General features: G+C 61.2%; 14 protein-coding genes and 1 pseudogene. 2 read left to right on the plus strand and 13 right to left on the minus strand.

Annotated elements, in window-relative coordinates:
- Nucleotides 1–96: 96 nt before the first annotated feature.
- The 10 genes from trpE to J3P85_RS26865 form a co-directional block, all read right to left on the minus strand.
- On the minus strand, nucleotides 97–1,578 hold the full coding sequence (gene trpE, locus J3P85_RS26820; RefSeq protein WP_434704101.1) for an anthranilate synthase component I: 1,482 nt from the start codon (nucleotides 1,576–1,578) through the stop codon (nucleotides 97–99).
- A 70-nt stretch (nucleotides 1,579–1,648) separates the two neighbouring features.
- The gene (locus J3P85_RS26825; RefSeq protein WP_186729591.1) at nucleotides 1,649–2,467 is read right to left on the minus strand and encodes a phosphoglycolate phosphatase; all 819 of its coding nucleotides are present in this window, start codon (nucleotides 2,465–2,467) and stop codon (nucleotides 1,649–1,651) included.
- Nucleotides 2,464–3,138, minus strand: coding sequence for a ribulose-phosphate 3-epimerase (gene rpe / locus J3P85_RS26830; protein ID WP_186706977.1), 675 nt, complete (start codon nucleotides 3,136–3,138; stop codon nucleotides 2,464–2,466). The genes J3P85_RS26825 and rpe overlap by 4 nt, the downstream gene beginning before the upstream one ends.
- Before the next feature lie 78 nt (nucleotides 3,139–3,216).
- On the minus strand, nucleotides 3,217–4,365 hold the full coding sequence (locus J3P85_RS26835) for an iron-containing alcohol dehydrogenase (RefSeq protein ID WP_186706976.1): 1,149 nt from the start codon (nucleotides 4,363–4,365) through the stop codon (nucleotides 3,217–3,219).
- A 202-nt stretch (nucleotides 4,366–4,567) separates the two neighbouring features.
- Nucleotides 4,568–5,392, minus strand: a complete 825-nt coding sequence (locus J3P85_RS26840; RefSeq protein ID WP_186706975.1) for an ABC transporter permease — start codon at nucleotides 5,390–5,392, stop codon at nucleotides 4,568–4,570.
- Nucleotides 5,393–5,405: 13 nt separating this feature from the next.
- Complete coding sequence (locus J3P85_RS26845) at nucleotides 5,406–6,653, minus strand: ABC transporter permease (RefSeq protein WP_434704102.1); 1,248 nt, start codon at nucleotides 6,651–6,653, stop codon at nucleotides 5,406–5,408.
- A 202-nt stretch (nucleotides 6,654–6,855) separates the two neighbouring features.
- The gene (locus J3P85_RS26850) at nucleotides 6,856–7,899 is read right to left on the minus strand and encodes an ABC transporter substrate-binding protein (protein WP_003206153.1); all 1,044 of its coding nucleotides are present in this window, start codon (nucleotides 7,897–7,899) and stop codon (nucleotides 6,856–6,858) included.
- A gap of 49 nt (nucleotides 7,900–7,948) precedes the next feature.
- Nucleotides 7,949–9,073, minus strand: coding sequence for an ABC transporter ATP-binding protein (locus J3P85_RS26855; RefSeq protein WP_053125916.1), 1,125 nt, complete (start codon nucleotides 9,071–9,073; stop codon nucleotides 7,949–7,951).
- Nucleotides 9,074–9,418: 345 nt separating this feature from the next.
- Nucleotides 9,419–10,048: a response regulator gene (locus J3P85_RS26860; protein ID WP_003206156.1), complete on the minus strand. Its 630-nt coding sequence runs from the start codon at nucleotides 10,046–10,048 to the stop codon at nucleotides 9,419–9,421.
- 206 nt (nucleotides 10,049–10,254) lie between these two features.
- Entirely contained in the window at nucleotides 10,255–12,651 is a 2,397-nt protein-coding gene (locus J3P85_RS26865; protein ID WP_434704103.1) for a PAS domain-containing sensor histidine kinase, read from the minus strand.
- A gap of 74 nt (nucleotides 12,652–12,725) precedes the next feature.
- Here J3P85_RS26865 and J3P85_RS26870 point away from each other — a divergent pair, with 74 nt between their 5' ends.
- Nucleotides 12,726–13,703, plus strand: a complete 978-nt coding sequence (locus tag J3P85_RS26870; protein ID WP_434704104.1) for an alpha/beta hydrolase family protein — start codon at nucleotides 12,726–12,728, stop codon at nucleotides 13,701–13,703.
- 178 nt (nucleotides 13,704–13,881) lie between these two features.
- Here the strand turns inward: J3P85_RS26870 and J3P85_RS26875 are convergent, their stop codons facing one another.
- The 3 genes from J3P85_RS26875 to J3P85_RS26885 are packed head-to-tail and all read right to left on the minus strand — an operon-like array spanning nucleotide 13,882 to nucleotide 16,344.
- Nucleotides 13,882–14,649 carry a TerB family tellurite resistance protein gene (locus J3P85_RS26875; protein ID WP_186706971.1) on the minus strand — a complete coding sequence of 256 codons (768 nt, stop codon included), beginning with the start codon at nucleotides 14,647–14,649 and terminating at the stop codon, nucleotides 13,882–13,884.
- Nucleotide 14,650: 1 nt separating this feature from the next.
- Nucleotides 14,651–15,322, minus strand: a complete 672-nt coding sequence (murU, locus tag J3P85_RS26880) for an N-acetylmuramate alpha-1-phosphate uridylyltransferase MurU (protein WP_434704105.1) — start codon at nucleotides 15,320–15,322, stop codon at nucleotides 14,651–14,653.
- A complete protein-coding gene (locus J3P85_RS26885) occupies nucleotides 15,319–16,344 on the minus strand; it encodes an aminoglycoside phosphotransferase family protein (protein ID WP_186706969.1) in 1,026 nt (341 codons plus the stop codon). Before J3P85_RS26885 ends, murU begins: the two co-directional genes overlap by 4 nt.
- 1,122 nt (nucleotides 16,345–17,466) lie before the next feature.
- Here J3P85_RS26885 and ltrA point away from each other — a divergent pair.
- Nucleotides 17,467–19,163 (plus strand): annotated as a pseudogene (gene ltrA / locus J3P85_RS26890) (group II intron reverse transcriptase/maturase).
- Nucleotides 19,164–19,259 lie beyond the last annotated feature (96 nt).

Below are 19,259 nucleotides of genomic sequence, written 5' to 3' on the forward strand. Positions count from 1 at the left end.
CCCGCTCGGCTGCGCAGCAGCCGCATCGATTTGATGGGCCCGCTTCGCAGGCCAGCGGGAGCAAGCTCCCTCGCCACAGTTGTATGCTGAAGGGCGTCAGTCGTTCGAGGTCTGCTCGGCCAGCGCCACGGCGCGGAACATCGCCCGGCGCTTGTTCAGGGTTTCTTCCCATTCCAATGCCGGCACCGAGTCGGCGACGATACCGCCGCCGGCCTGCACGTGCAGTTCGCCGTTCTTGATCACCGCGGTGCGAATGGCAATTGCGGTGTCCATGTTGCCGTTCCAGGCGAAATACCCCACCGCCCCGCCGTATACCCCACGCTTGACCGGCTCCAGCTCATCGATGATTTCCATCGCGCGGATTTTCGGCGCGCCGGACAAAGTGCCCGCAGGCAGGATCGCCCGCAAGGCATCCATCGCTGTCAGCCCGGCCTTCAATTGGCCGGTGACGTTGGAGACGATGTGCATCACGTTGGAATAGCGCTCAATGACCATCTTCTCGGTGAGCTTCACCGAACCGATTTCCGAGACCCGCCCGGTGTCGTTGCGCCCCAGGTCGATCAGCATCAAGTGCTCGGCGATTTCCTTGTCGTCCGACAGCAGGTCCTCTTCCAGCGCCCGGTCTGCCTCCTCCGTGGCGCCACGGGGGCGAGTGCCGGCGATCGGGCGCACGGTGATCAGGTTGTCTTCGACCCGCACCAGCACTTCCGGCGAACTGCCCACGACATGGAAGTCGCCGAAGTTGAAAAAGTACATGTAGGGCGTCGGGTTGAAGCAGCGCAGCGCCCGGTAGAGATCGATGGGCGCGGCCTTGAAGTCGATGGACATCCGTTGCGACGGCACCACTTGCATGCAGTCGCCGGCGAGGATGTATTCCTTGATGGTATCGACGGCCCGTTCGTAATCGTCCTGGGTGAAGCTGGAACGGAACATCGGGTCGGCCGCCGACTGCTTGCTGAAGTCCAGGCCGGGGCGCGGCGTGATCGGCTGGCGGAGTTTTTCCAACAGCGCCTGCAGGCTTTTCTGGCCTTGCTCGTAGGCATCTTCCCGGGACGGGTCGGCGAGGACGATCGCGTGCATCTTGCCGGCGAGGTTATCGAAGACCACCACCGCATCGGAGACCATCAGCAAGATGTCCGGCACGCCCAGCGGATCGGGGTTCGGGCAGGTGCCCAGGCGCTTTTCCACGTAGCGCACGCAGTCGTAGCCGAAATACCCCACCAGGCCGCCGTTGAAACGCGGCAGGCCGGGGATCGTCGGCACGTTGTAGCGGGCCTTGAAGGTTTCAACGAAGGCCAGCGGATCTTCGACTTCGAGGCTTTCGATTTCGACGCCGTCGTGGGTCACGCTGATGCGATGGTCATGGACCCGCAGCACCGTACGGCACGGCAAGCCAATGATGGAATATCGACCCCACTTTTCGCCGCCCTGTACCGATTCGAGCAGGTAGGAATTGGGCTGGTCGGCGAGCTTGAGATAGATCGACAGCGGTGTGTCGAAGTCGGCCAGGGTTTCGCAGGCAAGGGGGATGCGGTTGTAGCCGGCAGCGGCTAGACGCAGGAATTCTTCACGGATCATGGGATGCCTCGTGGCAAGAGGAGCTGACAGTCAGGTATGCAAACGCGCCGGATAACCGGCCAGGATCATGTCAGGTGCGCCAACGCCAGCGGGCCAAGGCCTTCATGACTTTCATCCAGAGTTTGCGAGTGACCACCACGATGGCGTTTCCAGAAGAGGATTGAACAGCGTCGGGCAACGTTATCTCAGCGGCGGGGTCCAGGCAACCGGGAATTAACAGGCGCAAATCGTCGATCACCAGCGTCGGAAACTCTTCGGCGATGGGCCGGCCGTGGTTGTAGCCGTAACTCAACGCCACGCACTTGACCCCCGCCGCCTTGGCCGCCAGCACATCGCTGCGCGAGTCGCCGACGAACAAGGATTGGGAGGCCGGGATGTTGGCCATTTTCATCACGAAGAACAGTGCGGCCGGGTCAGGTTTTTTCTGTGGCAAGGTATCGCCACCGATGATCCAGCGGAAATAGCGGCCAATTTTCATCTGGTCCAGCAGCGGCGCCACGAAGCGTTCCGGCTTGTTGGTGATCAGGGCCATTTCCACGCCCTGCTTTTTCAGCCACTTGAGGGTGGAGCGCACGCCAGGATAGACCACTGTCAGCTGGTGATTGTCTTCGTAGGCTTCATTGAACAACGCCAGCGCCTGCTCGGCTTCGGCCTCATCGACGCCTTGGGCATCGATGTCGTTGGCCAGGGCCCGGCGCACCAGCATGGGCGCGCCGTTGCCGACCCAGTGGCGCACCGCGTCGATGCCGGCGGGCGGGCGTCCAAGCTTGAGCAGCATCGTGTCCACGGCCGCCGCGAGGTCCGGGACCGAATCGACCAAGGTGCCATCGAGGTCGAACATCACCAGACGCGGCAAGCTGCCGGGGAAGAGCTGCTCGAAGCCGCTCATGGGCGCGCCAGGGCCAGTTCGGCGCGCATTTTTGCAATCACCTCTTGGTAGTCGGGTGCGTTGAAGATCGCAGAGCCAGCGACAAAGGTGTCGGCGCCGGCCGCGGCGATTTCACGGATATTGTTCACGTTCACGCCACCGTCGATTTCCAGGCGGATGTCACGGCCCGAGGCGTCGATCAGGGCACGGGCTTCGCGCAGCTTGTCGAGGGTGCCCGGGATGAACTTCTGCCCGCCGAAGCCAGGGTTGACGCTCATCAGCAGGATCATGTCGACCTTGTCCATCACGTACTTCAGCACGTCCAAGGGTGTTGCCGGGTTGAACACCAGGCCAGCCTTGCAACCGCCTTCGCGGATCAACTGCAAGGAGCGGTCGACATGCAGCGTGGCTTCCGGGTGGAAGGTGATGTAGGTAGCGCCCGCCTCGATGAAGTCACCGACGATGCGGTCCACCGGGCTGACCATCAGGTGCGCGTCGATCGGCGCGGTGATGCCGTATTTGCGCAGCGCCGCGCAGACCATCGGGCCGATGGTCAGGTTGGGCACGTAGTGGTTGTCCATGACATCGAAGTGCACGATGTCGGCCCCGGCGGCCAGAACGTTGTCCACTTCCTCGCCCAGGCGGGCGAAGTCGGCGGAGAGAATCGACGGAGCAATAGCGAAGGGCTGCATGACGCACCTGTTTTGAGCGAAATCACGATGGCGCGCATTGTATACCTCAAGATTTGGCGCGCCCACCGTGACAGTCGATCAATACGCCGCGCGGTAGATCTTCTCGATATCGGCGGCGCTCAGTTGACGCGGATTGTTGCGCATCAGGCGCTCGATCCCCGCCGCCTCCACCGCCATGGACGGGATCACGTCCTCGGTCACCCCCAGGCTGCTCAGGCCCTGGGGAATCTGCACGGCGGCGCACAGCGCAACCATGGCTTCCACGGCTTCGTCGGCCGCTTCAAGATCACTCAAATGAGCGGTCCGGATGCCCATGGCCTCGCCGATATCACGCATGCGCTCGACGCAGGCCATCTTGTTCCAAGCCATCACATACGGCAGCAACAAGGCGTTGGCGACACCATGGGACACATGAAAGCGCCCGCCCAACGGATAGGCCAGCGCATGCACCGCCCCGACCCCGGCATTACCGAAGGCCATGCCGGCCATCAGGCTGGCCGTGGCCATGTCTTCACGGGCTTGCAGATGGTTAGGATTGGCATAGGCCTTGGGCAGCGCGCGGGTGATCAGTTTGATTGCGCCGATGGCCAGGGCATCGGTAATCGGCGAAGCATTGAGCGACAGGTAGGCCTCGATGGCGTGCACCAGCGCATCGACGCCACTGGCGGCCGTGACGCTGCGCGGGCAGGTGAGGGTCATTTGCGGGCTGACCAGCGCCACGTCCGGCAACAGAAAATCACTGACGATGCCTTTTTTCAGCTGCGCGGCCTTGTCGGAGAGGATCGCCACGTTGGTGACTTCCGAACCGGTGCCGGCCGTGGTGGGGATGGCAATCATGGGCGGGCCTTTGCGCGGCACCTGATCGACGCCGAACATGTCCTGCAATTCGCCGTGATAACCGGCATAGACGCCCACGCATTTGGCGATGTCGATGGCACTGCCGCCGCCCAGGCCGATCAGGCCATCGTGGCCGCCGTCGCGGTAGGCTTGCATGCAGTCTTCGACGATGGCGATTTCCGGATCCGGCATGACCCGGTCGAAAATCTCGTAGTCGCGCCCGCCCAGGTGCTGCAGGGCCAAGTCCACGGTGCCGGACTTGACCAGCGCCGCGTCGGTCACGATCAGCGGATTGTCGACGTCCAGTCGCGTCAGCTCGGCGGCCAGTTGCTCGATGGCAGCGGCACCGGTGATCAGTTTATGGGCGATCTTGAATGAGGAAAGACTCATGTGCGCGGCCTCTTATTCGAGTGTGGGCTGGCACAAGGATAGCTCGGTATTGAGGGTTGTCTGCCATTCAGCGCGTGAATGCGCCTTAGGGCCCTGTGGGAGCGAGCTTGCTCGCGATAGCGGTATATCAGTCAAACTGATGCCAGATGTTCCGGCGCTATCGCGAGCAAGCTCGCTCCCACAATGGTTTTGCAGCGGGCCGTCAGACTTGGGCAGTGCGCAGCTTCTCGCTACGCCCGCGCAACCATTCCAGGGTCAGCAACAGGACCACCGAGAACGCAATCAGCAACGTCGCCGCGGCGGCGATGGTAGGGCTGAGGTTTTCGCGGATACCACTGAACATCTGCCGTGGCAGGGTTGCCTGCTCAGGGCCAGCCAGGAACAGCGTCACCACCACTTCATCGAACGATGTTGCGAAGGCGAACAGTGCGCCAGAGATCACGCCGGGGGCGATCAACGGCAGGGTCACCCGACGAAACGCCGTCAGTGGCGATGCTCCAAGGCTGGCGGCGGCGCGGACCAGGTTGTGGTTGAACCCCTGTAAGGTCGCCGACACCGTGATGATGACGAACGGCACACCCAGCACCGCATGGACCACGATCAGCGAGAAGAAACTGTTGCCCATCCCCAGCGGTGCGAAGAACAGATAACTGGCCACGCCGATGATCACCACCGGCACCACCATGGGCGAGATCACCAAGGCCATCACCAGCGCCTTGCCGGGGAAGTCGCCGCGGGTCAGGCCGATGGCCGCGAGCGTGCCGAAGATCATCGCCAGCAAGGTCGCCGCCGGGGCCACGATGATGCTGTTTTTCAGCGCCCGCATCCATTCGGCCGAGGCGAAGAAATCGTGGTACCACTGCAGCGAAAAACCTTGCAGCGGGTACACCAGGAAACTGCCGGAGTTGAACGACAGCGGAATGATCACCAGCACCGGCAGGATCAGGAACAACAGGATCAACCCGCAGAGTATGCGCAGGCTGTAGAACCACACCCGCTCAATGGGGGACATGTAAGGACTCACCATTTTCGATCTCCCCTTAGCTCAGGCGCAGGCGACTGGCGCCCACCAGCCAGTTGTAAATCAGATAAAGCACGATGGTCGCCAGCAACAGCAGCCCGCCGAGCGCCGTGGCCATGCCCCAGTTGATGCTGGTGTTGGTGTAGAACGCGACGAAGTAGCTGACCATCTGGTCGTTCGGGCTGCCCAGCAGCGCCGGCGTGATGTAGTAGCCAATGGCAAGGATGAACACCAACAGGCAACCGGCGCCGACACCGGCGTAGGTCTGCGGGAAGTACACCCGCCAGAAACTGGCGAACGGGTGGCAGCCCAGGGAAATCGCCGCCCGCATGTAAGTAGGCGAGATGCCTTTCATCACGCTGTAGATCGGCAGGATCATGAACGGTAATAGGATGTGAACCATGGAGATGTACACACCGACGCGGTTGAACACCAGTTCCAGGGGTTTATCGATGACCCCCATGGCCATCAGCGCGCTGTTGATCAAGCCGCCCGATTGCAGCAGCACGATCCACGCCGCAACCCGCACCAGGATCGACGTCCAGAACGGCAGCAGCACCAGGATCATCAACAGGTTGCTCTGGCGCGATGGCAGGTTCGCCAGCAGGTAGGCCAACGGATAGGCCAGTACCAGGCAGATCGCGGTAATCACCAGGCCCATCCAGAAGGTGCGGGCGAAGATGTCGAGATAGATCGACTGGTCAGGAGTGGCCGGGGCCAGTTCGCCGAGGTCATCGATGCGGTGATCGACGGCTGCCAGCAGGTAATACGGGGTAACGTTACTGGTGTTGCGGCGGATCACCTGCCAGTACGCCGGGTCGCCCCAACGCTCATCGAGGTTTTCCAGGGCTTCTTTATGGGAAGCCGGCTCGGTGGCAAACGGCAACGCCCGGGCGGTCTTTGTCAGCAGGCTGCGATAGCCGGCCAATTCCATGTTCAGGCGCTTGGACAAATCCCCCAGGGTCTGATTCTTGCGGGCTTCGGCCAGGTCTTCAGTGGCAGCCTTGTACACCGGCTCGCCCGGCAGACCGCGTCCGTCCCAGGCCGCGACAGCGGCGACAGTGCGCGGCATGGCGCCCACCACTTCCGGGTTGCTGACGCTTTTGAACAGCAGCGCCACGATTGGCACCAGAAACACCAGCAACAGAAACAGCACCAGCGGCGCGATCAAGGCCTGGGCCTTCCAGCGGTTGACCCGCTCGGCATGCTTGAGCCGCTGCTTGAGGGTGGGGCTGGTGCCCGCGTTCAGTGGAACGGCGATGGCCATGGCGAACTCCGCAAATCTTTTTATCGTTACAGGGGCGGCGAGCCGCCTCTGTTCTTTTGAAACACCCGGGTCGATGAAAAAACCTGTGGGAGCGAGCTTGCTCGCGATGGCTGCGGCACATTCAAGATTGATGTGCCTGACAGACCGCTATCGCGAGCAAGCTCGCTCCCACATGGATCTCGTCCGGTTTCAGAACGTCGGGTTACTTCGCAGCCCAGGAGTTGAAGCGCTGCTCCAGTTGCTCGCCGTTGTCAGCCCAGAAGCTGACGTCGATCTGCACCTGGTTGGCGATGTTTTCCGGGGTGGTCGGCATGTCTTTCAGGACATCCTTGGCCAGCAACGGCACTGCCTGGGTATTGGCCGGGCCGTAGGCGATGTTTTCCGAGTAGGTCTTCTGCTGCTGCGGTGCCACCGAGAAGGCGATGAATTTCTTCGCCGCTTCGGCGCGGGTCTTGTCCAGGCCGCGAGGGATGGCCCAAGCGTCGAAGTCGTAGATGCCGCCGTTCCACACCACTTTCAGGTTGCTTTCTTTTTGTACCGCGGCGATCCGGCCGTTGTAGGCCGAACTCATGACCACGTCACCCGATGCCAGGTACTGCGGCGGCTGGGCGCCGGCTTCCCACCACTGGATGTTCGGCTTGAGCTCATCGAGTTTCTTGAACGCACGGTCCTGGCCATCTTTGCCGGCCAGCACCTTGTAGACGTCCTTCGGTGCAACACCGTCGGCCATCAAGGCGAATTCCAGGGTGTACTTGGCGCCTTTGCGCAGGCCGCGCTTGCCTGGGAATTGCTTGGTGTCCCAGAAGTCCGCCCAGCTGGTCGGTGCGGTCTTGAGCTTGTCGGCGTTGTAGGCCAGCACGGTCGACCACACGAAGAAACCTACGCCGCAAGGTTGGATAGCGCCCTTGACGTAATCCTCGGCCTTGCCGAACAGGGCCGGGTCGAGTTGCTCGAACATGTCTTCGTCACAACCACGGGACAATTCCGGAGACTCGACTTCCACCAAGTCCCAGGAAACGCTCTTGGTGTCGACCATGGCCTTGACCTTGGCCATTTCGCCGTTGTACTCGCCAGCCACGATCTTGCCGTTGCCGGCCGCTTCCCACGGTGCGTAGAAGGCTTTGACCTGAGCCGCCTTGTTCGCCCCGCCGAAAGACACCACGGTCAGGTCCGGGCCCGCCGCCATCGCGCTTGCCGCACCCATCATGCCCAGTGTCAGGGCTGTGAACTTCAGGGATCTCAACATTTATTGTTCTCTCCACGTGCAGGGTTGGTGTTGGTACAGCAGGGGGCGATCAATTCGCCTCTAAAAGGGGATCGAGCGCACGCACATGCTCGACTTGCCAGCCAAGCGGAACCACGTCCCCGACGGCGAGCGCGGGATCGAGCTCGGCAATCGGTTGTTTCACGAAGAAGTCGTTCTTGCCGCAGACTTCCAGGCGAACCCGGACGTGGTCGCCCAGATAGATGAATTCCGCCACCCTCCCTGAGAAGCGGTTGACACATTGTTCGCTGACACCGTTGAGGCTCACCCGCTCCGGACGGATCGACAGGGTCACCGGCTCGCCGGGCTGGCCGACGTTCACCGCCAGGGCCTCGACTTTCTCGCCGCGCGCCAACTCCACCAGGCAACGATCGCCGGTGTGGCTGTGCAGGCGACCGTTGAGACGGTTGTTTTCGCCAATGAAGTTGGCGACGAAGGTATTTTTCGGCTCTTCATACAGGGTGCGCGGCGGGGCGATCTGCTGGATCTCGCCCTGGTGGAACACCGCCACGCGGTCGGACATGGTCAAGGCTTCGCCCTGGTCGTGGGTCACGTAGACCACGGTCACGCCAAGGCGCTGGTGCAGGTGCTTGATTTCCATCTGCATGTGTTCGCGCAATTGCTTGTCCAGCGCGCCGAGGGGTTCGTCCATCAGCACCAGTTGCGGCTCGAACACCAGCGCCCGGGCCAGGGCTACCCGCTGCTGCTGGCCGCCGGACAATTGCGCCGGGTAGCGTTGGGCGAAGCTGTCCAGCTGGACCATGCTCAGGACGCGCTTGACCCGATCGCTTACGTCGCTCTTGTTCAAGCCACGCACAGTCAGTGGGAAGGCGAGGTTTTCGGAGACGGTCATGTGCGGGAACAAAGCGTAGTTCTGAAACACCATGCCGATGTCGCGCTTGTGCGGCGGCACATTATTGATCGAGCGCCCGGCCAGCAGGATCTCGCCGGCGGTTGGGGTTTCAAACCCGGCGAGCATCATCAGGCTGGTGGTCTTGCCGGAGCCGGAGGGCCCGAGCAGGGTCAGGAATTCGCCTTTGCGAATGTCCAGGTTGAGGTCTTTGACGATCAGGTTCTCGCCGTCGTAGCTCTTTTGCACACCACGAAAGCTGACCAGCACATCACTGGCCCCCGCGCTTGAATCGACCTGGCTCATACCCGCACCTTTTGTTTTGATGACTGCTTGTGAATCAAGCCTAGTGGAGCCTGGGGGCCGCGCAAATCGGGGCGCAGGAGAGAATCGCCTCAGCCGGATGGAAGAGTCGGGGTAGGGATTGCCCTACAAGGATGGCGGGATTGGATAAATGCAGTGGTGGGTTTGAAGCGGCGAGCTGCAAGCAGGGGCGAATGCGGTATTGGGGCGTGTCGCAAATAGGTATGTCAGCGCATTTCCTTGTGGGAGCGAGCTTGCTCGCGATGGCGGTATATCAGCCAACATCAATGCAGAATGGGCCGACGCAATCGCGAGCAAGCTCGCTCCCACAGGGGAACGTATGGAGGGTTAGAGCAGCTTGTGCTCCATCGCATATTTCACCAGCTCGGCCAGCGAGGTGATGTTGAGCTTTTGCATCAGCCGCGCCTTGTGGGTGCTGATGGTCTTGCTGCTCAGGGCCAGTTGCTGGGCGATGTCGTTGACGTTGGCACCTTGGGCCAGGCGCTCGAAGACCGAGAATTCACGTTCGGACAACAGCGAGTGCAGCGGCCGCGTATCGGTGAGGCCGACTTCGAAGACCATGCGGTCGGCCAGGTCCGGGTCGATGTAGCGTCCACCGGCCGCGACCTTGCGAATCGCCATGAGCAGCAGGGCCGGGTCGCTGTCCTTGGTCGCGTAGCCGGCGGCGCCGACTTTCAGCGCGCGAGCAGCCATTTGCGCTTCGTCATGCATCGACAGCACCAGGATGGCCGGCGGATTGTTCAGCGCCCGGATCCGTGGGATCGCCTCCAGGCCGTTGACCCCCGGCATGGAAATGTCCAGCAGCACCACTTCGCAGGGCACGTGACGCAGGGTCTCGAGCAATTGTTCGCCATTGCTCGCCTCCCCTACCACCACCAGATCCTTGGCCAGGCCGATCAACTGCTTGATGCCTTCGCGGACGATGGTATGGTCTTCGGCTACCAGTACACGGATCACGTTCTTCTCCAGGTTCAGGCTCTCATCGCAAATGGGTTCGCGATGGTTACTTTACGCGCTACATCCTTGCCAACAGCCCCATCGCTTTCGCGAGCAGGCTCGCTCCCACACTGGAACAGTGATGAACACAGGTGTTGAAATCCACCCCGCAACCCTGTGGGAGCGAGCTTGCTCGCGATAGGGCCAGCCCAGGCAACCCAAGACCATCAGGCCTCCTGCAACGGCACCCGCACCGACAGGGTCGTCCCCTCCCCCGGCTCGCTGTCCAAGGTCAATTGCCCCCCCATGATCAGCACCCGTTCGCGCATGCCGACCAAACCAAAGGATGTGGGCCGGCTCGTATCGGCAATGAATCCTACACCGTCGTCGCTGACCGTCAGACATAAATCAGCACCTTGCTGGACCAGCGTCAACTCCACGGTATGCGCCTGGGCATGGCGCATCACGTTGGTCAGCGCCTCCTGGAGAATCCGAAACAGGCCGATGGCCTTGGCGTCGCTCAGGGTTGGCAAGTTGTCCGGCACCTGCACCAGACAAGGAATCTGCGTACGCGCCTCGAAGCGCCGGGCCTGCCATTCGATGGCCGAGGCAATGCCCGCATCCAGGATGGGCGGGCGCAACGCCGTCGCCACGTCCCGCACCAGTTGGAACAACTGGGCAATCAGGCGCTTCATGCTGTTGAGCCGCTCCTGCAGACCCGGGTCGAGTTGCGCATAGGCCAACTCACACATGGATGTTTCAAGCTTCAACACCGTCAGCATCTGGCCCAGCTCATCGTGAACTTCCCGGGCAATACGGGCCTTTTCCTCTTCCCGCACACTCTCCAAGTGTGCCGACAATTCGCGCAATTGCTCCCGGGAGCTGGCCAGCTCCAGCTCGATGCGCTTGCTGTTCGTGATGTCCCAGACGATGCCGTCCCAGACGTAGGCGCCATCCTCGAGGCGACGGGTGATCGCCTTGATCTCGGCCCAACGCTCCTGGCCTTCGCGGGTCAGGATACGGCCCTGCCAGGACCAGTCACTGTCGGTATCCAGCGCCTGGTCCTGGGTACGGTGGTAGTCGGCCTTGTCCTGCGGGTGCACCAGGCTGCGCAGCCCAGTGTCGCTGCGGGCCAGGGTTGCAGGGGAATAGCCCACCAGGCTTTCGCTGCCTTCGCTGATGTAGGCGAAGTCGATCTGGCCGGTCACCGGCGCCCGTTCCAGGCGAAAGACCAGGCCCGGAACATTGGCGGCGATGCCTTGCAACCGCGCCTCGCTTTCGCGCAGCGCCGCCAGCGCACGTCGGCGTTCGGTCACGTCGTTGAGGTAGACCACCAAATATTCGGCGTCGCGAAAACGCAGGAAGCTCAGGGAAACGTCGGCCGGCAGGATGCTGCCATCGGCTCGCACGCATTCGGTCTCGAAACTCTGCGGTCCGTCTTCACTGGCCCGGGCGCGCTTCCACAGGTTCAGCCAGCGATCCATGTGCAAGCCCGGTTCGAAGTCAATCAGGGGCCGGTCGATAATGGCGCCCGAGGCGTAGCCGAGCATGGTTTCGGCCGCTCGGTTGGCATAACGCACGTGGCTGTCCCAATTGACCCAGAGGATGCCCACCGTGCTTTGATCGATGGAGAACTGCGTCAGGCGCAAGGCCTCCTCGCTGGCCGTACGCTGGGCGATGTCTTCCCGCGCGGTACGCAGTCGGCGCTCCAGGCCGCGTTGCTGGCGGCGCTGCCAGAACACGATGGCGACACTGCTGAGCAGCAAGGCCAGGATCAACAGGGTCAGGTTCTGCCAGAAACCCGGGGTTTCGGTCAGGCGCGGGTATTTGGGCTTGAGCCAACGGCTGTGCAGTTGCTCCAGCTCCTTGGCCGGGATCGCCTGCAAACCGCTGTCGATGATCTCGGCCAGTTCCGGCCAATCCCGGCGTGTGGCGACCCGCAGCAACTGCGGCAGGCCAATGTCGCCCACCACCGCCAGCTCGGCGAACTCGGGTTCGACCATCAGTCGTCCAAGTTGCGCCTCGTCGACCACCGCGTATCGGGCCTGCTGGGTCAGCAGCAATTGCAGGGCCTCGCGCTCCAGCGGCACGCCTTGCAGATTCAACGTCGGGTAGTTGCTGCGCAGGTAATCAGCCGTGGCGCTGGGCATGCGCACGGCGACGCGGGCCTGGGCGTCGAGTTTTTCCAACTCCACCCCCTCGGTGCCCTTTTGCGCACCGACGATCAATTGCGGCACACGCATGTAGGGGTTGGAGAACTGCCAGAGCTTGAGCCCGCCCGGAGACTGGGTCAGGCCGGGAGCGATGTCCACCTCACCCGCGCGCACCGCGGCTTCCAGTTGGGCCACGTCCTGGAAATTGCGCCAGGTCAGCTCGACGTTCAATGCCTTGCCCAGCCATTGCATCAACTCGACGTTGGTGCCGGACAACCGCTGCAAGCGTCGGTCGTATTGTGCATAAGGCGCCTGCAAGACCAGGCCGACCCGCCATTGTGGATGTTGCACCAGCCATTGGCGCTGCCCTGCATTCAATTGCACCCCAGGCGCCGACGGCGCGGGCGCGGCCCACGCCATCAAGGGAAGCCATAAACAGCCGATAACCCACAGGCAGCAAAAACGCATCATCGAAGTCTCATGCACTGACAAATACTGACCAACCCATTAGGCTGCCGGAAATACTTCTGGTCATGGAATATCCGATGCCCTTTGTTTATCGCCTGGCATTGCCAGCATTGTGCCTGTCGCTGATCCTGCCAAGTGCCTTTTCTGTCCAGGCCAGCGAAACGGCCCCCGCCGAGGAGAAACCCGTCGAGCGCCAACCCTTGCTCGAGCGTAGCCAGGAGGAAGCGGCGGCACTTGAACGAAAGGTTCCGCCCCAGGAACAACAACAGCTGCAGACGGGCAGCGACACCTTCCTGGCGCTGTGGAAACCGGCCAATACCAGTGACCCCAGGGGTGCGGTCATCATAATCCCCGGTGCCGGCGAAACGGCGGACTGGCCTCAAGTCGTCGGCCCATTGCGTAAAAAACTGCCCGATGCGCAGTGGAGCAGCCTGAGTATCACCCTGCCGGACCTGCAAAGCGACGTCATTGCACCGCGCGTGGTGGAAGCGCCGCCCGAGACCAAACCGGCCGACGCCGTTGCAGCGGCACCGGACGCGACTACTTCGGCACCGATCGAACAAGTCGCCGGCGGCGAAGCCGATGCGGTGGACCCAGTCGCTGCCCAAGCCGATGAAGAGCACGCCAACGCTGACGCCGAGCGAATCTTCGCCCGCATCGACGCGGCGCTGGCCTACGCCGAACAGCAAAGCGCACGCCGCATCGTGTTGCTGGGCCATGGCACCGGCGCCTATTGGGCCGCGCGTTACTTGAGTGAAAAACAGCCCTCGCAAGTCGAACGCTTCGTGATGGTGGCCGCCCAGACGCCAGTCACCGCCAAGCCTGGCCTGGCCGAACTGACCCCGACCTTGAAACTGGCGACCGCCGACATTTTCTACATGGACAAGGCGCTGGATCGCAACGCGGCACTGGAGCGCTTGCAGGGGAGCAAACGCTTGAAAGGTTCCACATTCAGCCAGGTGTCCCTCAAGGCCCTGCCGAACCGGTCGGCGGAGCAGGAACAGCTGTTTCGGCGGGTGCGGGGTTGGTTGGATCCGCAGAAGGCGGGGGAGTAAGGGCTAGTCCAGCGTGTGCGCCCACCATCCACCGTGGCGAGGGAGCTTGCTCCCGCTGGACTGCGAAGCGGTCCTGAAACCAGGCGCCGCCGCTCTTCAAAGAACGATCGCGTGAACCGGATTGCGACTGCTGCGCAGCCGAGCGGGAGCAAGCTCCCTCGCCACAGGGATCGTGGCGCTAACGAAAATCCCGTCGCTCCCGAATCAGTCGATAGGCGTTATGCAATTCCCGGGTTCTATCGGTGGCTTCACGTACCTGCAAGGGTGTCGCACCGCTGCCGGCAATCTTGTCCGGGTGATGCCGACTGAGCAGGCGCCGATACGCGCGCTTGATCTGCGACGGTTCGCTGGTCGCCGAAACCCCCAACAGGCGCAAGGCCTCCTGATAGGTCACCCCGGCGTTGGGCCGCGACAGTTTCTGCGGCTCGTAGTCAGCCGCCAACGCCTGGACCTGTTGCGGCGTCCAGCCCAACCAGCGGCCCCATTGGGTCACCAGTTCTCGCTCGCCGACACCGGCGCGTCCGTCGGCCCAGACCATCCGCCAACAGGCGCGCAACACCCCTTCGGCCGCATGGGGCTGGGCGGCCAGGCGACGCATATAGCCGCGCAAGCGATCGTTGCCAGACTTGCCCCGGTTGAACGCCGCGATGGCCCGGCGTTGCGCCGATTCGCTCAAGTCCAGCGCCCGCATCTCCTGGCGAGCCTGCTGGATATGGCCGTCGACCACACGCCCATCGCATTTGGCCAGGCGTCCGAGCAACACAAACAATAATTCGTCGTTGCGTAACGCCGGGCGTCCGCCCAGACGCTCACGTATTTGCGCCCAACCCTGCAGGTTCAGGCGCCGGTCCAGCGCCTGCCCTAACAACGCGCCGAGCATGGCCCCCGGGATGCTGGCTATGGCAAAGCCCGCCCCGGCTCCAATCAGAGTCCCTGGCCACCACATATCAACCGCTCGCTTCTATCAAGGTTTCGACCTGCGCCAAACGTTCATGGGTACCGACATCGACCCAATGCCCTTTCAGGTGCTCGCCACTGACGCGCCCCTCGGCCATGGCCGTGCGCAACAGCGGTGCAAGCTTGAAGGCACCGTCCGAGCAACCATTGAACAATTGCGGATGCAGGACGGCGATGCCGCTATAGGTCAGGTTGTCGGCAGGTGTTTGCCCATCGTGAACCTTTCCGTCGACCAGGGTGAAATCACCGCCCGGGTGATGCTCGGGATTATCGACCAGCACCAGGTGCGCCAGTCCTTCCAGCGGCTTGCGCAATGCGCTGAAATCGTAATCGGTCCAGACATCGCCGTTCACCACCACAAACGCGTCATCGCCCAACAGCGGCAAGGCCCGGAAGATTCCACCGCCAGTTTCCAGCGGCTCGCCCTCGGGAGAAAAACGGATGCTCACGCCAAACCGTGAGCCATCCCCCAAGTGATCTTCGATCTGCTGGCCGAGCCAGGCGTGATTGATCACGACCTCGGTGAACCCAGCCCTGGCGAGCGCCCGCAAGTGGTATTCGATCAAGGGCACGCCACCCACACGAATCAACGGCTTTGGCGTGGTCAAGGTCAAGGGACGCATGCGCTCGCCCTTGCCCGCGGCCAGGATCATCGCTTTCATGCCGTTTCTCCGGCCGATTGCCGCAGGCTGCCAAGCAGCTCATCGAGCGGTGCCAGCTCAGGACGACGGGCAATGACCGCTTCTATATAGGCAAAGAAACGCGGCACATCGCCGAGGTAACGTGGCTTGCCGTCACGATGGCAAATGCGCGCGAAGATCCCGATGACCTTGAGATGACGCTGCACGCCCATCAAATCGCTGGCCCGCAGGAAATCCTCGAGATCCGGCTGGACGGGAATGCCCAGGGCGCCGGCCTGCTGCCAGTACCGCTCCAGCCAACCGCGCACCCGCGCCTCGGGCCAACTGAGGAAGGCATCCTTGAACAGACAGGTCACGTCATAGGTCACCGGGCCATAGACCGCATCCTGAAAGTCCAGCACACCGGGGTTCGGCACGCTGAGCATCAGGTTGCGCGGCATGTAGTCGCGGTGCACCAGCACTTTGGGCTGGGCCAGGGCGCTGTCGATCAGCAGCTCGGTGGCTTGCTGCCAGAGTTGCTGCTGGGCCGAATCGAGTTCGATGCCCAACTCGCGCTTGACGTACCACTCGGGAAACAGTTCCAGCTCTCGACGCAGCAACGCGACATCGTAGCTCGGCAGCGGCGCGACCATCGGCAGTTGCTGGAAAGCCAACAAGGCTTGCAGGGCATCTGCGAATAAATCGTCGGCATTTTCACCGTCGATCACGTCCAGATAGGTCTGGTTGCCCAGGTCGTTGAGCAAAAGAAAGCCGCGCTCGAGGTCTTCGGCATAAATTTTCGGCACGTTGATGCCGGATTTCGCCAGTAAAAAAGCAATATCCACGAAGGGTTTGCAGTTTTCCTGGGGCGGCGGCGCATCCATCACGATCAACGTGCGGCCCTCGCCTTCCCAGCGGAAATACCGCCGGAAACTCGCGTCACTGCTGGCGGCGGTCAACGTGGCCGGGGGTACGGCCCCCCAGCCCTGTTGAGTGAAAAGGATCGGCAGCTGTTCATCGAGCCAAAGTTTCAGGTGTTGCAAGCGTACATCTTGGTCGGGCATTGCAAGGGTCTCCGACGGCGCTAGCCGTCAAGCGGGTCATGCTTTATTATCCAGCATCTTGTGCGACACGCGTAGCGTGCCTCCAGCTTCGCGATGAGGAGTCATCGTGAAGGGTTCTTGCAAAGGAACCAACAGCCCGGCAGCCAATCCGGGAAACAAAACCGCCCAAGGAGTCCTTCGCTTAAAAAGACTCGTTGTCGCTGCGGCGCAATAGCGAACCCAAAACCACTTAGCACTCGGAAGCGTGGTTATGGTCCGGATTTCGGACTGGGAGTGTTTACTTCATCACATCGGCCCCATGGCCTTACTCTGACGGGAAGAATCCCCGCAGGGGTTCCTCCTTCTGCAAATAGGGGGAACATCACCCAGACAAGCCGTTTTCCTACGGTCCTTGTCCATTTCAACTGGAGACATGAGCGAAAGTTCTGTCTGTCATTGTCCAACTGTTGCAGTCACCGAACAGTAGCGGACTCGTTGTGCGACCAACGATAGCCTAGGAAGACATGCGTCACTGGTAACGGTGGGGTATGAAGCTCTTCCGACAATGTAGCCCCCCGTCAGGGCGTGATCTTGCTGCGAGGCAAATCATGGATGCTCGGAGCAGTACCGGGTTGAGGCGCTAGGCTGGTTGGCAAGGGCAACGTAAGTGAACTGCTGATAAACGCCGTAAGGATAACCATGCCCAAACTGCTGTCAGGCATGAACCAAAAGGTACGAGGCCAGATATTCCTGTGGGATGTGGGAATACGTCGCTGCACAAGCCTCCGGCGAAAAGGCAGGTCCTAAACCAGTCGTGTGACAGTCAGGGAACGTGGTAAGCCCGTATGGCTGCCTTCGGGCAGGTAAACCGCAAGGTGAACTGTTGGCTGTGCGGGTATGGGATCGCAGAGAAAGCGAACGCCGGGCTGTAATGGTTCGGATAGGGATTGGAACATTATCCTACGGGAAACCGGGCAGACTTCTGCGTGGTCTTTCATCGCATGAATGCTGATTGAGCCTGTTTCAATGACTTCGAGGTCCAGAAATACCGGACCTTCCAATAGTCCAACCCTGACGGGAGCGCCCCTCCCCATCAGGGGATGCGTACGTCTTTTGCTCAGGGTCATCTGAGAGGAAGGCAGCATGATAGAACACAGCCAAATGGCCGTGTCTGCGCCTTCCGACGTTCCGCAGCAGTGGCACGACATCGACTGGTGTCGCGTCCAGCGGAACGTTCGGGCAATGCAGATACGGATTGCGAAGGCTTGTCGGGAAGGCAACTGGCGCAGGGTGAAAGCCTTGCAGCGGATGCTGACCCGCTCACGCTCGGCCAGATACTTGGCCGTACGGCGAGTCACTGAAAACCAGGGCAAGCGCACGGCGGGAGTCGACCGCGCGCTCTGGGATACACCGGATGCCAAATGGAAAGCGGCAGATGGATTGAAGCGCCACGGGTATAAACCTCGGCCGCTACGGCGAGTGTTTATCCCAAAGTCGAATGGAAAGGAACGCCCTTTGGGCATCCCGACCATGACTGACAGGGCAATGCAGGCGTTGTATTTGCTTGCTCTGGCGCCCATCGCAGAAACCACGGGCGATCCCAATAGCTACGGCTTCAGGATCGGACGCTCGACGGCGGATGCGATGGGGCAGTTGTTCGTCTGCCTGTCCAAGAGGCTATCGGCCAAATGGGTTTTGGAAGCGGACATCAAAGGCTGCTTTGACCATATCAACCACGACTGGCTGATCCACCACGTCCCTACGGACAAAATGGTTCTTCGCAAATGGTTGAAAGCAGGCGTGATCCATAAAGGCCAACTTCAGGCAACGGATGCCGGTACACCTCAAGGCGGGATTATCTCGCCGACCTTGGCAAACATGGTGCTGGATGGCCTGGAAACACAGCTCAAGCGACATCTGGGCGTGACACGGGCCAAGAAACTGAAAATCAATGTAGTGCGATATGCGGACGATTTTGTGATCACTGGCGAATCGAAAGAGGTGCTTGATAGCGAAGTCAAACCTTGGGTGGAGCAATTCCTCGCGGTGCGTGGGTTGCAGTTATCCTCTGAGAAAACCCATGTCGTCCATATAGATGAAGGCTTTGACTTTCTGGGTTGGAATTTCCGCAAGTACGGCGGGAAGCTTCTGATCAAGCCGAGCAAGAAAAACGTGAAAGCGTTCTATCGCAAGGCCAAGGAGGTCATCAGCACCAACAAAGCGGTGACGCAAGAGGATCTGATTCGATTGCTGAACCCGATGCTGCGAGGCTGGGCGTTCTATCACCAGCCAGTAGTCGCCAAGAAGGCGTACAGCCGCATGGACTTTCAAATATTCCAAGCGCTATGGCGCTGGGCAAAACGGCGACACCCGAACAAAAGCCTCGACTGGATCAGGAAGAAGTATTTCCAACTCATCGAGGGTCGAAACTGGGTGTTCTGCACCACGTTACTGACAGAGACTGGGGGTAAAGAGGAGATCAGGCTATACACCCTTGAAGCTACGCCGATCGAGAGGCACAGAAAAATCAGCGGGGAGTACAACCCGTTCGATCCTTCGATGGAGGAAAGGGCGAGAAACTGCGGATGTCCCGGATGCTCGGGAAACTGAAATACCGCAAACAAGTATCAAACCTGTTTCAATCGCAAAAAGGTCTGTGTTTACTGTGCAAGAACCCGATAACCAGCGAGACGGGGTGGCACGACCACCACATCATTTATCGCTCACAAGGCGGTGGTGACTCGCTAAGCAACCGGGTACTATTGCATCCCATTTGCCACCAGCAGCTTCATGCTCGTGGGCTAACAGTGAACAAACCGGCTCCCGATTTCGGGGGTTAAGTAGAGACTTGAGCCGTATGCGCTGAAAGGCGCACGTACGGTTTTTAGGGGGGAGCAGGCCAGAAATGGTCTGTTCCTACCCAACTTTCAGACCAT

The sequence above is a fragment of the Pseudomonas sp. Z1-12 genome, from assembly GCF_051132015.1.
GTDB lineage: Bacteria > Pseudomonadota > Gammaproteobacteria > Pseudomonadales > Pseudomonadaceae > Aquipseudomonas > Aquipseudomonas zanjanensis.

Coding starts and splice junctions, on each gene's coding strand:
- J3P85_RS26855 (WP_053125916.1), bottom strand. CDS start 9,073: ATGAGCCAGGTCGATTCAAGCGCGGGGGCCAGTGATGTGCTGGTCAGC.
- J3P85_RS26865 (WP_434704103.1), bottom strand. CDS start 12,651: ATGATGCGTTTTTGCTGCCTGTGGGTTATCGGCTGTTTATGGCTTCCC.
- J3P85_RS26835 (WP_186706976.1), bottom strand. CDS start 4,365: ATGAGTCTTTCCTCATTCAAGATCGCCCATAAACTGATCACCGGTGCC.
- J3P85_RS26885 (WP_186706969.1), bottom strand. CDS start 16,344: ATGCCCGACCAAGATGTACGCTTGCAACACCTGAAACTTTGGCTCGAT.
- J3P85_RS26875 (WP_186706971.1), bottom strand. CDS start 14,649: ATGTGGTGGCCAGGGACTCTGATTGGAGCCGGGGCGGGCTTTGCCATA.
- murU (WP_434704105.1), bottom strand. CDS start 15,322: ATGAAAGCGATGATCCTGGCCGCGGGCAAGGGCGAGCGCATGCGTCCC.
- J3P85_RS26870 (WP_434704104.1), top strand. CDS start 12,726: ATGCCCTTTGTTTATCGCCTGGCATTGCCAGCATTGTGCCTGTCGCTG.
- J3P85_RS26850 (WP_003206153.1), bottom strand. CDS start 7,899: ATGTTGAGATCCCTGAAGTTCACAGCCCTGACACTGGGCATGATGGGT.
- rpe (WP_186706977.1), bottom strand. CDS start 3,138: ATGCAGCCCTTCGCTATTGCTCCGTCGATTCTCTCCGCCGACTTCGCC.
- trpE (WP_434704101.1), bottom strand. CDS start 1,578: ATGATCCGTGAAGAATTCCTGCGTCTAGCCGCTGCCGGCTACAACCGC.
- J3P85_RS26840 (WP_186706975.1), bottom strand. CDS start 5,392: ATGGTGAGTCCTTACATGTCCCCCATTGAGCGGGTGTGGTTCTACAGC.
- J3P85_RS26845 (WP_434704102.1), bottom strand. CDS start 6,653: ATGGCCATCGCCGTTCCACTGAACGCGGGCACCAGCCCCACCCTCAAG.
- J3P85_RS26825 (WP_186729591.1), bottom strand. CDS start 2,467: ATGAGCGGCTTCGAGCAGCTCTTCCCCGGCAGCTTGCCGCGTCTGGTG.